Origin of the sequence: Luteimonas sp. J29, assembly GCF_000472505.1 — a bacterium.
In the GTDB taxonomy this organism is placed as follows: domain Bacteria; phylum Pseudomonadota; class Gammaproteobacteria; order Xanthomonadales; family Xanthomonadaceae; genus Luteimonas.
The window spans coordinates 38,462-51,404 of sequence record NZ_AWZR01000013.1 but is presented as its reverse complement, the minus strand read 5'-3'; the positions used below and the strand labels follow the sequence as shown (position 1 = coordinate 51,404).

The 12,943-nt window shown below is 71.4% G+C and carries 14 protein-coding genes and 1 pseudogene; 5 read left to right on the top strand and 10 right to left on the bottom strand.

All coding sequences use genetic code 11. The annotated features are described in order from the left end of the window. From pdxA to LUTJ29_RS17525, 5 genes and pseudogenes are all read left to right on the top strand, one after another. Complete coding sequence (gene pdxA, locus LUTJ29_RS0113555; protein WP_027072991.1) at nt 1-984, top strand: 4-hydroxythreonine-4-phosphate dehydrogenase PdxA; 984 nt, start codon at nt 1-3, stop codon at nt 982-984. A 32-nt stretch (nt 985-1,016) separates the two neighbouring features. Continuing rightward, complete coding sequence (locus tag LUTJ29_RS0113550) at nt 1,017-1,328, top strand: tRNA-binding protein (RefSeq protein WP_043741525.1); 312 nt, start codon at nt 1,017-1,019, stop codon at nt 1,326-1,328. After that, the gene (gene rsmA / locus LUTJ29_RS0113545) at nt 1,325-2,113 is read left to right on the top strand and encodes a 16S rRNA (adenine(1518)-N(6)/adenine(1519)-N(6))-dimethyltransferase RsmA (protein WP_027072989.1); all 789 of its coding nucleotides are present in this window, start codon (nt 1,325-1,327) and stop codon (nt 2,111-2,113) included. Before LUTJ29_RS0113550 ends, rsmA begins: the two co-directional genes overlap by 4 nt. Before the next feature lie 75 nt (nt 2,114-2,188). Continuing rightward, on the top strand, nt 2,189-2,572 hold the full coding sequence (gene apaG, locus LUTJ29_RS0113540) for a Co2+/Mg2+ efflux protein ApaG (protein WP_027072988.1): 384 nt from the start codon (nt 2,189-2,191) through the stop codon (nt 2,570-2,572). Nucleotides 2,573-2,585: 13 nt separating this feature from the next. Next, nucleotides 2,586-3,404, top strand: a pseudogene (locus LUTJ29_RS17525) (symmetrical bis(5'-nucleosyl)-tetraphosphatase); the annotation flags it as partial. A gap of 16 nt (nt 3,405-3,420) precedes the next feature. Here the strand turns inward: LUTJ29_RS17525 and LUTJ29_RS0113530 are convergent. The 10 genes from LUTJ29_RS0113530 to LUTJ29_RS0113485 all read right to left on the bottom strand — a co-directional run bounded on the left by LUTJ29_RS0113530 (nt 3,421) and on the right by LUTJ29_RS0113485 (nt 12,832). Beyond that, nucleotides 3,421-3,930, bottom strand: a complete 510-nt coding sequence (locus LUTJ29_RS0113530) for a dihydrofolate reductase (protein ID WP_027072987.1) — start codon at nt 3,928-3,930, stop codon at nt 3,421-3,423. 4 nt (nt 3,931-3,934) lie between these two features. Further along, a complete protein-coding gene (locus LUTJ29_RS0113525) occupies nt 3,935-4,729 on the bottom strand; it encodes a thymidylate synthase (protein ID WP_027072986.1) in 795 nt (264 codons plus the stop codon). Further along, nucleotides 4,726-5,628: a prolipoprotein diacylglyceryl transferase gene (gene lgt, locus LUTJ29_RS0113520; protein ID WP_027072985.1), complete on the bottom strand. Its 903-nt coding sequence runs from the start codon at nt 5,626-5,628 to the stop codon at nt 4,726-4,728. The genes LUTJ29_RS0113525 and lgt overlap by 4 nt, the downstream gene beginning before the upstream one ends. Nucleotides 5,629-5,714: 86 nt before the next feature. Continuing rightward, nucleotides 5,715-6,452, bottom strand: coding sequence for a TerC family protein (locus tag LUTJ29_RS0113515; RefSeq protein WP_027072984.1), 738 nt, complete (start codon nt 6,450-6,452; stop codon nt 5,715-5,717). A gap of 18 nt (nt 6,453-6,470) precedes the next feature. Beyond that, complete coding sequence (locus LUTJ29_RS0113510; RefSeq protein ID WP_027072983.1) at nt 6,471-6,854, bottom strand: diacylglycerol kinase; 384 nt, start codon at nt 6,852-6,854, stop codon at nt 6,471-6,473. Nucleotides 6,855-7,288: 434 nt separating this feature from the next. Further along, nucleotides 7,289-8,518, bottom strand: a complete 1,230-nt coding sequence (locus LUTJ29_RS0113505; protein WP_027072982.1) for an ABC transporter permease — start codon at nt 8,516-8,518, stop codon at nt 7,289-7,291. Further along, on the bottom strand, nt 8,515-9,213 hold the full coding sequence (locus LUTJ29_RS0113500; protein ID WP_043741488.1) for an ABC transporter ATP-binding protein: 699 nt from the start codon (nt 9,211-9,213) through the stop codon (nt 8,515-8,517). The genes LUTJ29_RS0113505 and LUTJ29_RS0113500 overlap by 4 nt, the downstream gene beginning before the upstream one ends. Next, entirely contained in the window at nt 9,210-10,715 is a 1,506-nt protein-coding gene (locus LUTJ29_RS0113495) for an efflux RND transporter periplasmic adaptor subunit (RefSeq protein ID WP_027072980.1), read from the bottom strand. Before LUTJ29_RS0113495 ends, LUTJ29_RS0113500 begins: the two co-directional genes overlap by 4 nt. Nucleotides 10,716-10,807: 92 nt before the next feature. Next, on the bottom strand, nt 10,808-12,094 hold the full coding sequence (locus LUTJ29_RS0113490) for a HAMP domain-containing sensor histidine kinase (protein ID WP_027072979.1): 1,287 nt from the start codon (nt 12,092-12,094) through the stop codon (nt 10,808-10,810). Nucleotides 12,095-12,115: 21 nt separating this feature from the next. Continuing rightward, entirely contained in the window at nt 12,116-12,832 is a 717-nt protein-coding gene (locus LUTJ29_RS0113485) for a response regulator transcription factor (protein WP_027072978.1), read from the bottom strand. Nucleotides 12,833-12,943 lie beyond the last annotated feature (111 nt).

The window sequence follows — 12,943 nt, the reverse complement described above, 5'->3', positions numbered from 1 at the left end:
ATGGCGCGCCCGCGCCTGGCGCTGGTCCCGGGAGAGCCGGCCGGCGTGGGGCCGGAGCTGTGCGTGCGCGCGGCCCAGCGCGCCTGGGACGCGGACCTGGTGGCCTATGGCGACGGCCGCACCCTGGTCGAAGCCGCCGACCGCCTCGGCCTGCCCCTGGAACTGCTGCCCCCCGACGCCCCTTGCCCGGCGCCGGGCCAACTGCGCCTGGTCGGGATCCCGAATGCGGTCGCCTGCCCCCCGGGCGCCCCGGACCCGCGCAACGCCGCCGCCGTGGTCGAAGCGCTCGCGCGCGCGGCCGACGACTGCCTGGCCGGTGCCTGCGACGGCCTGGTCACAGGTCCGGTCCACAAGGCCACGATCAACCTCGGCGGCATCGCCTACACCGGCACCACCGAGCTGCTCGCCGCGCGGGCCGGCTGCGACGTGGTGATGATGCTGGCCAACGACGTCGTCCGGGTCGCGCTCGCCACCACCCACCTGCCGCTGCGCGCGGTCGCCGACGCGATTACCGCGGCGGGGCTGGAGCGCACGCTGCGGATCGTGGAGGCCGCGATGCGCGAGGGCTTCGGCATCGACTCGCCCCGCATCGCCGTGCTCGGCCTCAATCCCCACGCGGGCGAGGCCGGGCACCTGGGCCGCGAGGAAATGGAGGTGATCGAGCCCGTGCTGGCGCGCCTGCGCGCCGAGGGCCTGCGCCTGGACGGGCCGCTGCCTGCCGACACCGCGTTCCTGCCCGCGCGCCTGCGCGAGGTCGACGCGGTGCTGGCGATGTACCACGACCAGGGCCTGCCCGTACTCAAGTACAGCGGTTTCGAGCAGGCAGTGAACCTGACCCTGGGACTGCCCTACCCGCGGGTGGCGGTGGACCACGGGACCGCGCTGGACCTGGCCGGCAGCGGCCGCGCGGATCCGTCGAGCCTGTTCGCCGCCATTTCGACCTGCACCCGGCTCGCCGCTGGCCGGAAGGAGCGACGCCCGTGACCGATGCAGCCACCATCACCTGGGACGACTTCATGCGCGTGGACCTGCGCGTGGGCCGGATCGTCTCGGCGCGCGTCTTCGAACAGGCGCGCGAGCCGGCCTACGTGCTCGAGGTCGACTTCGGCCCGGACATCGGGGTGCGCAAGTCGAGCGCCCAGGTGACCGCCCTGTACACCCCGGAGGAGCTCGTCGGACGGCTGGTGGTGGGCGTGGTCAACTTCCCGCCCAAGCAGATCGGCCCGCTGATGTCGCAGTGCCTGGTCACCGGCTTCCACGACGAGGCCGGCCGGGTCGCGCTGTGCGTGCCGGACCGCGAGGTGCCCCTGGGGACGCGGCTGCTGTGAGCGGGTTCACCCGACCGGCGAAGAAGTCGCTCGGCCAGCATTTCCTGCACGAGCGCGAGGTGATCGAGAAGATCATCCTGGCCGTGGACCCGAAGCCGGGCGACCGCCTGGTCGAGATCGGCCCGGGCCAGGGCGCGATGACCTTTCCCCTGCTCGACCGCCACGGCAGCCTGACCGCGATCGAGTTCGACCGCGACCTGCTCGAGCCGCTCGCGGCGGCCGCGCGCGTCCACGGCGAGCTGACCCTGATCCATTCGGACGTGCTCGACGTCGATTTCACCGCCCTCGCCGACGGCACGCCGCTGCGCCTGGTCGGCAACCTGCCCTACAACCTGTCCTCGCCGATCCTGTTCCACGCCCTGGACCACGCCGCGGCGATCCGCGACATGCATTTCATGCTGCAGAAGGAAGTGGTCGACCGCATGGCCGCCGGCCCCGGCAGCAAGACCTACGGGCGGCTGAGCGTGATGCTCCAGGCCTGGTGCGAGGTCACCGCCCTGTTCACCGTCGGCCCGGGTGCGTTCCGGCCGCCGCCCAAGGTCGATTCGGCGGTGGTGAGGCTGGTGCCGCGCCCGCCGGCCAGCGTCGGCATCGTCGACCCGGCGCGCTTCGCGGCGATCGTCCGCGACGCCTTCGGCCAGCGGCGCAAGACCCTGCGCAATGCCCTGTCGCGGCTGTGCGACGAGGCCACGATCCGGGCCGCCGGCCTCGATCCCCAGGCGCGGGCCGAGCAGGTCCCCGTGTCCGGCTTCGTGCGCCTGGCCAATACCCCGCCGGCGGCGTAGGCGCGGGCGCCCGTGACGGCGGCGTCTCCGCCGCGGGATGGCCGCGTTCACGGCCGGGCGCATACACTTCGGGCAATGAACGAGACGGCCGACTACAGCCTGGAGATCCAGATCGCGACCCGGTTCCTGGACGAGGAATCCGCGCCCGAGGACGACCTGTACGTGTTCGCGTACACGATCCGGATCCGCAACCTCGGCCGGCTGCCGGCCAAGCTGGTCGCGCGCCACTGGGTGATCACCGACGCCAACGGCCGGGTCGAGGAGGTCCACGGCGACGGCGTGGTCGGCGAGCAGCCGCGGCTGGAGCCGGGCGAGCAGTTCGTCTACACCTCCGGCGCCACCCTGCCCACCGCCGTGGGCACGATGGAAGGCAGTTACGACATGCTCGGCGACGACGGCACCCGCTTCGACGCGCCCATCCCGCCGTTCACCCTCGCCGCGCCGCGCACGCTGCACTGAGGGGTCGCAGGGCATGGCCGTCTGGGCGATCGGTGACCTGCAGGGCTGCTACGGACCCACGCGCCGGCTGCTGGACGCGATCCGTTTCGATCCGGCCCGCGACCGGCTCTGGTTCTGCGGCGACCTGGTCAATCGCGGCGGCGAATCGCTCGAGACCCTGCGCCTGGTGCATTCGCTGCGCGCGCAGGCGGTGACCGTGCTCGGCAACCACGACCTGTCGCTGCTGGCGATCGCGCAACGGTCCGAGGCCGAGCAGCGCAAAGTCAACCCGGACCTGCAGCGGGTGCTGTTCGCGGAGGATCGCCAGGAACTGCTCGACTGGCTGCGGTCGCAGCCCCTGGTGCACGCCGACCGGAGCCTCGGGTGGCTGATGGTGCACGCGGGCCTGGCGCCGAAGTGGACCACCCAGGCGGCCGAACAGTACGCGCGCGAGGTCGAGCGCAGGCTCGCCGGGGGCGGCGCGCAGAAACTGCTGCGCAACATGTACGGCGACCGGCCGGCATGGTCGCCGCGCCTGGCCGGCACCGACCGCGACCGGGCGATCATCAACGTGTTCACCCGCATGCGCTACTGCTCGCCGCGCGGGCGCATCGCGTTCGAGGAGAAAGGCGCGCCGGGGACCCAGGCACCGGGGCTGTATCCCTGGTTCGAGGTGCCCGGACGGGTCGAACGCGACCTGAAGATCGTCTGCGGCCACTGGTCCACCCTGGGCCTGTTCATCGGCCTCGGCGTGCATGCGCTCGACACCGGTGCCGTATGGGGCGGGCGCTTGACTGCGCTGCAGCTCGATTCGGAAGACCTGCGGATCGTGCAGGTGCCCGGACGAGACGTGGCCGGCAAGCCCTGAATCAGCCCGCGCCGGAGCGCACGCGCTCGAGCTCCACGAAATCGAACGCGAACGTGTGGCGCGCGTCCGCCGCGTGGTGCTCGCGCGCGACCTCGCGCCATCCGCCGTCCAGCGCCGGGAAGAACGCGTCGGCGCCCTCGACGATGGTGTCGACCAGGGTGACCTGCAGGCGGTCCGCGCGCGGCAGCGCGAGCGCGTAGACCTCGCCGCCGCCGATCACGCACAGCTCGCCCGCGTCCTGCGCGCCTGCCAGCGCCAGCGCCTCGTCGAGCGACGCCACCGGCTGCATGCCGCCGACCGGCGCGCGGCCGCTCCGCGTCAGCACGAGGTTGGTCCGCCCGGGCAGGGCACGGCCGATCGACTCGGCGGTCCTGCGCCCCATCAGCACCGGCTTGCCCAGGGTCAGCGCCTTGAACCGCTTCAGGTCGTCGGGCAGGTGCCAGGGCAGCGCGTTGCCGCGGCCGATGGCGCGGGCGCGGTCGTGGGCGACGATCAGGACGACACGCGGCATGCGCTCACACCGCCACCGGCGCGCGGATCGCCGGATGCGGATCGTAGCCGTCGATCGCGATGTCCTCGAAGCGGAAGTCGAAGATCTCGCGCACCTCCGGGTTCAGGCGCAGCGCGGGCAGCGGGCGCGGGTCGCGCGAAAGCTGCTCGCGCGCCTGCTCGAAGTGGTTCGAGTACAGGTGCGCGTCGCCGAGGGTGTGGACGAAGTCGCCCACGCCCAGCCCCGTCACCTGCGCCACCATGTGGGTCAGCAACGCGTAGCTGGCGATGTTGAACGGCACCCCGAGGAAGATGTCGCCGCTGCGCTGGTAGAGCTGGCAGCTCAGCCGGCCATCGGCGACGTAGAACTGGAACATCGTGTGGCACGGCATCAGCGCCATCTCCGGCAGGTCGGCCACGTTCCAGGCACTGACCACGAGCCGGCGCGAATCGGGATTGCGCCTGATCTCCTCGACCACCCAGCGGATCTGGTCGATCTCGCTGCCGTCGGCGGCGGCCCAGCGCCGCCACTGCTTGCCGTACACCGGGCCGAGTTCGCCCTGCCCGTCGGCCCACTCGTCCCAGATCGTGACCTTGTTGTCGCGGAGGTAGGCGATGTTGGTCTCGCCCTTCAGGAACCACAGCAGTTCGTGGATGATCGATCGCAGGTGCAGCTTCTTGGTGGTGACCAGCGGGAAGCCTTCGCGCAGGTCGAAACGCATCTGCCAGCCGAACACGCTGCGGGTGCCGGTGCCGGTCCGGTCGGACTTTTCCGTGCCATGCTCGAGCACGTGGCGCAGGAGGTCGAGGTACTGCCTCATGCCGCGCCTCCGGCCGCCGTCGGCTGCAGGGTCGGCGAACGGTGCGAGCGCCAGAGCAGGTACGCGCCGAGTGCGACCAGCGGCAGCGACAGCAGTTGGCCCATGGTCAGCCAGCCGAACGCGATGTAGCCGATGTCGGCGTCGGGCACGCGCACGAATTCCACCGCGAAGCGGAACACCCCGTAGAGCAGCGCGAACAGGCCGCTGAGCGCGTAACGCGGGCGCGGCCGGGACGAGTACCACCACAGCACGATGAACATCACCAGGCCCTCGAGGAAGGCCTGGTAGAGCTGCGAGGGATGGCGCGCGAACGCATCCAGCGCGCCGGCGGCGAACTCGGCCTGGAGCTGCTCGGCGCTGCGGCCGGCGAGCTGCGGGTCGGTGGGAAACACCACGCCCCATCCGGCCTGGGTGTACTTGCCCCAGAGCTCGGCTCCGATGTAGTTGCCGATCCGGCCAAAGCCCAGCCCCGGCGGCACCAGCGGCGCCACGAAGTCCATCACGTCGAAGAAATGCAGGCGCTGCCGCCGCGCCCAGATCCACGCCCCGACCAGCACGCCCAGCAGGCCGCCGTGGAAGCTCATCCCGCCGTCCCAGACCCGGACGATCATCAGCGGCTCGCGCAGGAACTCGGGCAGCGCGTAGAACAGCACGTAGCCGATGCGTCCGCCGAGCACGACGCCCAGCATCCCGTAGAACAGCAGGTCGCCGAAGCCGTTGGCGTCGACGCCGGGCAGCCGCCCGGCCGCGATCCGCCGCCGTCCCAGCCACCACGCGGTCGCGAACGCCAGCAGGTACATGATCCCGTACCAGTGGATCGCGGGCTGGAACGTGCGCCCGAACAGCTCGAACGCGGGGAACTGGATCGCGATGGGATCGATCTGGTGCAGGTGGATCATGGAGCGTCGCGTTCCTTGGCCGGCCGTGCCCTATTGTGCCCGACGCGCGCCCGGCCGGCCTGCGCGGCGCGGCCGGCCGCAGCCCCTCAGTAGGTCTCGCCCCGCAGGCGGGCGTTGCGCTTGGCCCACAGGTTGAGCACCTCCACCAGCACCGAGAAGCCCATCGAGCCGTAGATGTAGCCCTTCGGGATGTGCACGTCGAAGCCCTCGAGCAGCAGGTAGGCGCCGATCAGCACGATGAAGGCCAGGGCCAGCATCTTGACCGTGGGGTTGGCGTCGATGAACTGGCCGAGCGGGCGCGCGGCGAGCAGCATCACCGAGACCGCGACCAGGATCGCCGCCACCATCACCGGCACGTACTCGCCGGCCATGCCCACGGCGGCGATCACCGAATCGAGCGAGAACACGATGTCGATCACCGCGATCTGCGCGATCACGCCGCCGAACGACGCTGCCGCCTTGGCCGGCGGCGACGCGTCGTGGTCGGAGCCGCCCACGAGCTCCCGGATCTCCAGCGCGCCCTTCACCAGCAGGAACACGCCGCCGAGGATCAGCACCAGGTCGCGCACCGAGATGCCGTGGCCCAGCAGCACGAACAGGTCGCTGGTCAGGCTGGCCAGCCAGGCCAGGGTCAGCAGCAGCATGATGCGGGTGATGCAGGCGACGGCGATGCCGAACTTGCGCGCGAACTCGCGCTTCTCCACCGGCAGCTTGCTGACCGCGATCGAGATGAACACCAGGTTGTCGATGCCCAGCACGATCTCGATCGTGCTCAGGGTCAACAGCAGGATCCACACTTGCGGATCGCTCAACATCGCCAGCATCTCGACTTTCCTTTCAGGTCACTGCAGCCAGCGGGGCGCCAGGACCAGCCCCCACACCAGCAGTACGTTCAACATGGTCACGAACACCGCGGCGGACCCCATGTCCTTGGCCCGCCCCGACAGTTCGTGGTATTCGGATCCGAAGCGCTCGATCACCGCCTCGATCGCGGAGTTCAGCAGCTCCACCGCCAGCACCAGCAGGCAGCTGCCCAGCAGCAGCGCGCGCTCGACTCCGTTCTGGCCCAGCCACAGTGCCAGCGGCGCCATCGGCACGAGCAGGTAGACCTCGAGGCGGAACGAGGACTCGTGCAGCCAGGCCGCGCGCAGCCCCTGCAGCGACCACATCGTCGCCTTGAGGATGCGCGACGGACGACGCGGCATGTGCCCGGTCTCGTCCGCCATCATCCGGCCCGGTTGTACGGGTCGGAACCCGTGTCCCCGGCCCTGCCGGGAAGGATCTTCGTCTGGGTCGGCGACATGCCGCGTGAAGGGACGCGGCCTGCGCCGCAACCATGCAATTTTGCCATAGCCGCGGCGCCCGCCGGGCCTGGCGCGCGCCCGCGGACGGTGGCCCGGGCGGCGGCGCTCCCGGAAAGCATCCGCAGCCGACGCCCCCGCGGAAACGCCCCGCAGGGCCGCGCTGCGGCGCTCCAGGCGCCGCCCGCACGCGTTTCCGCGCCGGGACGCCCGCGTCGCGGCCGCCGCATGCAGCGCCACAGCGGGGCGCTGGCGACGCGCGCCGCGGGACACGCCGTCGCGCCACCCGGTCAGGCGCCAGCCACCTTCGGCGAAGACCGGCGCCCCCTGCCCGACGGCCGGCCACGCGGGCGGCCGGCCTACTGCTGGCGCAGGGCTTCGATCGGGTCGAGCTGGCTGGCCTTGCGCGCCGGGTAGTAGCCGAAGAACAGGCCGGTGGCGATCGAGAACCCGGCCGCCAGCGCGATTACGCGTCCGTTGAGCTGCACCGGCAGGTCGCTGTTGAACTGGCCGACCAGCAGGGCGCCGCCAATGCCGATCAGGATCCCCAGCAGGCCTCCGCCCAGCGACAGCAGCATCGCCTCGGCCAGGAACTGGCGGCGCACGTCGGTCGGCCCGGCGCCGACCGCCATCCGCAGGCCGATCTCGCGGATCCGCTCGGTCACCGAGACCAGCATGATGTTCATGATCCCGATGCCGCCGACGATCAGCGAGATCGTCGCCACCGCGCCCAGCAGCCAGGACATGAGCCGGGTGGTCGCCGTGCGCGTGGCCACGATCTCGGACATGTTGCGCACCCGGAAGTCGTCCTCGCCGCCGGGCGGGATGCGATGGCGCTGGCGCAGCAGCGACTCGATCTCGCCCTGCACGTAGGCCAGGTCGTCCGGGTCGGCGACCGCCAGCGAGATCTCCATCACCGCGCCCGGCGGCATGCCCATCGACCCCATCAGCCGGCGCCGCGCGGTTTCCAGCGGCACCATCACGATCTCGTCCTGGTCGCGGCCCCAGCTGCTCTGGCCCTTGGGCGCCAGCGTGCCGACCACGGTCAGCGGCACGCGGCCGATGCGGATGGTCTCGCCGACCCCGCTCTCCTCCCCGAACAGCTCGCGACGCACGGTCTCGCCGATCAGCACCACCTTGTCGTCGCCCGCCTCCTCGAAACCGACCCCCTCGGCGATGTTCCAGCCGTTGATCACCAGGTAGTCGGGATCCACGCCCTGCCAGCTGCTGTTCCAGTTGCGCTCGGCGTACACCACCTGGGAACTGCCCCGCAGCGAGCCGGAGATGTACTGCACCTCGGGGATCTCGCTGCGGATCGCGTCCACGTCGCCCTGGGTGAGCGTGTAGAAGCTGCTTGCCGCCATGCGCACGCCGCCGCTGGCGCGCGCCACGTTGGGCGAAATGTCGAGGCGCTGCGAACCGAGGCCGGCGACCATCTTGTCGATCTCGGCCTGGGTGCCCTGGCCGACCGAGACCATCACGATCACCGAGGCGATGCCGATGATCACGCCCAGCGAGGTGAGCGCGCTGCGCATCCAGTTGCCGCGCAGCGCGAACAGCGCGGTGCGCAGCACGTCGGCGAAGTTCATGGCCGGGCCTCCTCGTGCAGCTCGCCGTCGCGCATCACGCAGGTGCGGTCGGCGTGCGCGGCGACCTCGGGGTCGTGGGTGATCAGCACCACCGTGTGGCCCTCGTCGCGCAGGCGCTTGAACAGGGCGAGGATCTCCTCGCCGGTCTTCGAATCGAGCGCGCCGGTGGGTTCGTCGGCGAGCAGGATCGGCGGGCGGTTGATCAGCGCGCGCGCGATCGCGACGCGCTGCTGCTGGCCGCCCGACAGCTCGTTCGGGCGGTGATGGGCGCGCTCGGCAAGGCCCACCGCCGCCAGCGCCTCGCGCGCCAGCCGGCGGCGCTCGGCCGGCGGCACCCGGGCGTAGCCCAGCGGCATCGCGACGTTGTCCTCGGCCGTCATCCGCGGCAGCAGGTGGAAGCCCTGGAACACGAACCCGATCTTCTCGCGTCGCAGCGTGGCCAGCTCCTCGCGGTCCAGGGTGGCGACGTCGATGCCGTCGCACAGGTACTGCCCGGACGTCGGCGTGTCGAGGCAGCCGATCAGGTTCATCAGCGTGGACTTGCCCGAACCCGACGGCCCCATGATCGCCACGAACTCGCCCGGATCGATGCGCAGGTCGACCCCGGCCAGGGCCACGACCTCGGCCTCGCTGCCTTCGGCATAGACCTTGCGCAGGCCGCGGGTCTCGATGACCGGAACGATGCCCTCGCTCATCGGCGCGCGCGCTCGCCGGTGATGATCTCGTCGCCGGCCTCGACCGGGCCGCTGATCTCGGTGCTGGTGCCGTCGCTGGCGCCCACGCGCACCTGGACCGCCTCGCGCTGGCCGTTCTTGAGCCGGTAGATGGTGGCGCGGGTGGCGCTGAGCGAGGACGCCAGCGCCGCGTCCCAGGCCTTGCGCTGCGATTCGTCCAGCAGGCGGGTGAAGTCGGCGAAGTTCTCCTTCATCCGCTCCAGCATCCGCTGGCGGATCTGGGCCTGGACGTTGGCCGGGGGCGTGCCCCCGCCCACCACCATCATCCCCGGCGGCGGGCCGCCCGGGCCGCGCGACTGGCCCTGGCCCGCGCCCTGGCGCATCGCCTCGGCGCGCTTGCGCTGGGCCTCCAGCGCGGCGTCGAACGCGGCGCGCTGCCCGGCATCGAGATCCAGCCCGTCGGCGATCCGGCGCAGGTCCTCGAGCATGCCGGCGCCGCCGCGTCCCGCCGCCGCGGCTGGCGCAGGCGCGTCGCCGACCGGCTTGTAGCGCAGCGCCGCGTTGGACACCTTCAGCACGTCCTTGCGGTTGCTGACCTCGATCTCGGCATTGACGGTGAGCCCCGGCAGCAGGGTGCCGTCGCTGTTGTCCACGCTGACCACGACCGGATACGTCACCACGTTGTTGGTGGTGGTCGCGGCCAGGCGCACCTGGTCGACCACGCCGCGGAACTGCCGGTCCGGGAAGGCGTCGGCGGTGAAGGTCACCTGCTGGCCGGCCTGGACCTGGCCGATGTCGGCCTCGTCCACCGCCAGTTCGATCCTCATCTTCGACAGGTCCTCGGCGATGGTGAACAGTTCCGGTGCCTGCAGGCTGGCGGCGACCGTCTGGCCGGGCTCGATGCTGCGGGTCAGGACCACGCCGTCCACCGGCGACCGGATCACGGTGCGGTCGAGGTTCACGCGCGTGGTCTGGGTCGAGGCGGTCTGTTGCCGGATCTGGGCCTGCGCCGAGGCCACCTGGGCCCTGGCCTGCTCGAGCGCGGCGCGCGCCAGGTCCACGTCGCTGCGGGCGACCAGCTGGCGTTCGACCAGCTCGGCCTTGCGGCGATAGTCCAGTTCGGCGTTGCGCAGGGTGGCCTGGGCCTGTTCGAGCTGGGCCCGGGCACTGGCGATCTGGGCATTGCCCTGCTCGATCTGCGCCTCGTAGGTCGACGGATCGATCCGGGCCAGCACCTGGCCGCTGGTGACCCGGTCGTTGAAGTCCACCAGCACCTCGGTCACCTGGCCGGAGATCTGGCTGCCGACGGTGACCGTCGAGGTCGCGCTCAGCGTACCGGTGGCCGAGATCGCCACCCGGATGTCGCCGCGCTCGACCCTGACGGTGCGCCAGGGCGACTCGTCGCCGCTGCCTTGCGACCCGCGCCACCAGAAGAACGCGACGGCGGCGACGGCGATGGCGACGGCGGCCACCACCAGGGCACGTGTGGACGACCGCCTGCGGCGGGACGGGGCTTGGCGCATGCTCGGGGATCCTGGGACGTGGGGCATCGGGACAGGCTAACGCGCCAGCCGACCGGCGGTTGACCGGCGCGACGATCGCGGTGGGGAGTGGCTCAGGCCGCCGGGGTCGGGCTGAAGCGCAGGGTCGCGGCGGTGCCCTGCCCCGGCGTGCTGTCGAGCATCAGCTCCCAGCCGAAGCGGCGCGAGAGCCGGCTGGCGATGGTCAGGCCGAAGCCCTTGCCCAGCGGGCTGAACGCATCGGCGCGGTAGAAGGGTTCGAACACGTGGCGCAGGGTCTCGGCCGACATCCCGATCCCGGTGTCGCGCACCGTCACCGCGTCGGGCTCGATGCGCACGTCGATGTTGCCCTGCTCGGTGAAGTGGCAGGCGTTGGCCAGCAGCTTGCGCAGCACCACGCCCAGCACCGCGGGCGGCGCGAACAGGCGCGGCGAGGCCTCGCCCGACACCGCCAGCGTCACCGGCTTGTCGCCCAGCAGCGGACGCGCCTTCTCGACCTCGTCCAGCACCACCTCGCGGACCTCGAACTCCTCGCTGACCGGGGCGATGCCGCCCTCGCGGGCGAGGATCAGGAACGCGTCGATCACCGCTTCCATGTCGCGCGCCGAGCGCTGGATGCGCTCGAGCGAACGACGACCGTGCGGCGGCAGGTCCGGGTCGCCGAGCAGCATGTCGCTCGCGACCCGGATCACGGTGAGCGGCGTGCGCAGCTCGTGGCTGGCGTCGCGGGTGAAATCGCGCTCGCGCTGGACGAAATCGGCCACCCGCCCGGAAAGGCCGTGCAGCGCGGTGGCGAGCGCGCTCACCTCGCGGCTGGGCTCCTCCACGAAGCCCGACAGCCCCAGCGGCCCGGCCAGTTCGCCGCTGGCCGGGTCCCAGCGCGCGACTTCCTCGGCCAGGCGATTGACCGGCAGCACCATCCGTCGCGACTTGCGGTAGGTCAGCACGGTGATCACCAGCGCCGACACCAGCCCCATGGCGATCATCGCCAGGGCCGCGGTCGCCATCATCCGGTCGATGGTGCCGGTCTGCAGGACGACGTACAGCTCGCCTTCCGGGCCGCGGTCGGCCAGCATCGCCCGGTGCCCGCCGTAGTCGAAACTCACCCCGCCGGGCAGCGCCTCCAGCTCGGGCGGGACCGGCACGTTCGCCTCCGCCGGCCGGAAATGGATCTGCAGGGTGCGGCTATGGCGCGGAACCGGATCGTGCGGCGCCCGCACTTCGTCCCAGAACGCCTGCGCCTCGACCCGCAGGCGATCCTGCACGATCGCGTTGCGGGCGAACAGGGTGACCAGGCTGATTCCGAACACCACCGCCAGCACCAGGAGCAGGCCCTGGACGACGAATGCGTAGCGGATCTTGCGCGGCAGGCCTTGCGGCACGATGGTGGAGCCCCGCCGGCCTCAGGCCGGCGACTGGTCGATGTCGGCGATACGGTAGCCCGCGCTCTGCACGGTGTGCAGCAGCGGCTTGTCGAACGGCTTGTCGATGATCTTGCGCAGGTTGTACAGATGGCTGCGCAGGGTATCCGAATCGGGCAGCCCGTTGCCCCAGATCTCGCGCTCGATCTCCTGGCGGTTGACCACCCGCGGCGACTCGCGCATGAGGATGGTGAGCAGCTTCATGCCGATCGGCGAAAGCTGCAGCTCGGTGCCGCCGCGGGTGGCGCGCATGCTGGCCGGGTCGAGCACCAGGTCGGCGACCTTCAGGACCTCCGAGCCCACCTGGCGGCGCTCGCGGCGGATCAGGGCGCGCAGGCGGGCCTCGAGCTCCTGGATCGCGAACGGCTTGGTCAGGTAGTCGTCGGCGCCCGAAGACAGGCCGGTGAGCTTCTCGTCGAGCGTGTCGCGCGCGGTCAGCATCAGCACCGGGGTGGACTTGCGCGCCTCGGCCCGCAGCCGCTTGCACACCTCGACGCCGTCCAGGCGGGGCAGCATCAGGTCCAGCACGATCACGTCGTAGCTGTTCTCGACCGCCAGCCGGTAGCCGTCGAGGCCGTCCGCGGCGTAGTCGACCTCGAACCCGCGGCCTTCCAGGTACTCGCCCACCATTTCCGAAATATTGCGGTTGTCCTCGACGATCAGGACAAGCCCGCCGGTTTCCTGCTGCGCTGCTCGCATAACGGTTCCTCGAAGGGATCTTCAGCTTTGTGAAAGGTGCCAGTCCCGCTGTACAAGCGCCGTGAAGATGCCCCATTGTCCGCACCCGGCCGCCCCCGACCTCCTCCCGGA

What these genes read in the sequence shown, in the direction of transcription:
- LUTJ29_RS0113495 (WP_027072980.1), bottom strand. Translation starts at nt 10,715, where the DNA reads ATGCGCCAAGCCCCGTCCCGCCGCAGGCGGTCGTCCACACGTGCCCTG.
- LUTJ29_RS0113530 (WP_027072987.1), bottom strand. Translation starts at nt 3,930, where the DNA reads ATGCCGCGTGTCGTCCTGATCGTCGCCCACGACCGCGCCCGCGCCATC.
- pdxA (WP_027072991.1), top strand. Translation starts at nt 1, where the DNA reads ATGGCGCGCCCGCGCCTGGCGCTGGTCCCGGGAGAGCCGGCCGGCGTG.
- LUTJ29_RS0113550 (WP_043741525.1), top strand. Translation starts at nt 1,017, where the DNA reads ATGCGCGTGGACCTGCGCGTGGGCCGGATCGTCTCGGCGCGCGTCTTC.
- apaG (WP_027072988.1), top strand. Translation starts at nt 2,189, where the DNA reads ATGAACGAGACGGCCGACTACAGCCTGGAGATCCAGATCGCGACCCGG.
- LUTJ29_RS0113500 (WP_043741488.1), bottom strand. Translation starts at nt 9,213, where the DNA reads ATGAGCGAGGGCATCGTTCCGGTCATCGAGACCCGCGGCCTGCGCAAG.
- lgt (WP_027072985.1), bottom strand. Translation starts at nt 5,628, where the DNA reads ATGATCCACCTGCACCAGATCGATCCCATCGCGATCCAGTTCCCCGCG.
- LUTJ29_RS0113505 (WP_027072982.1), bottom strand. Translation starts at nt 8,518, where the DNA reads ATGAACTTCGCCGACGTGCTGCGCACCGCGCTGTTCGCGCTGCGCGGC.
- LUTJ29_RS0113510 (WP_027072983.1), bottom strand. Translation starts at nt 6,854, where the DNA reads ATGGCGGACGAGACCGGGCACATGCCGCGTCGTCCGTCGCGCATCCTC.
- LUTJ29_RS0113515 (WP_027072984.1), bottom strand. Translation starts at nt 6,452, where the DNA reads ATGCTGGCGATGTTGAGCGATCCGCAAGTGTGGATCCTGCTGTTGACC.
- LUTJ29_RS0113485 (WP_027072978.1), bottom strand. Translation starts at nt 12,832, where the DNA reads ATGCGAGCAGCGCAGCAGGAAACCGGCGGGCTTGTCCTGATCGTCGAG.
- LUTJ29_RS0113525 (WP_027072986.1), bottom strand. Translation starts at nt 4,729, where the DNA reads ATGAGGCAGTACCTCGACCTCCTGCGCCACGTGCTCGAGCATGGCACG.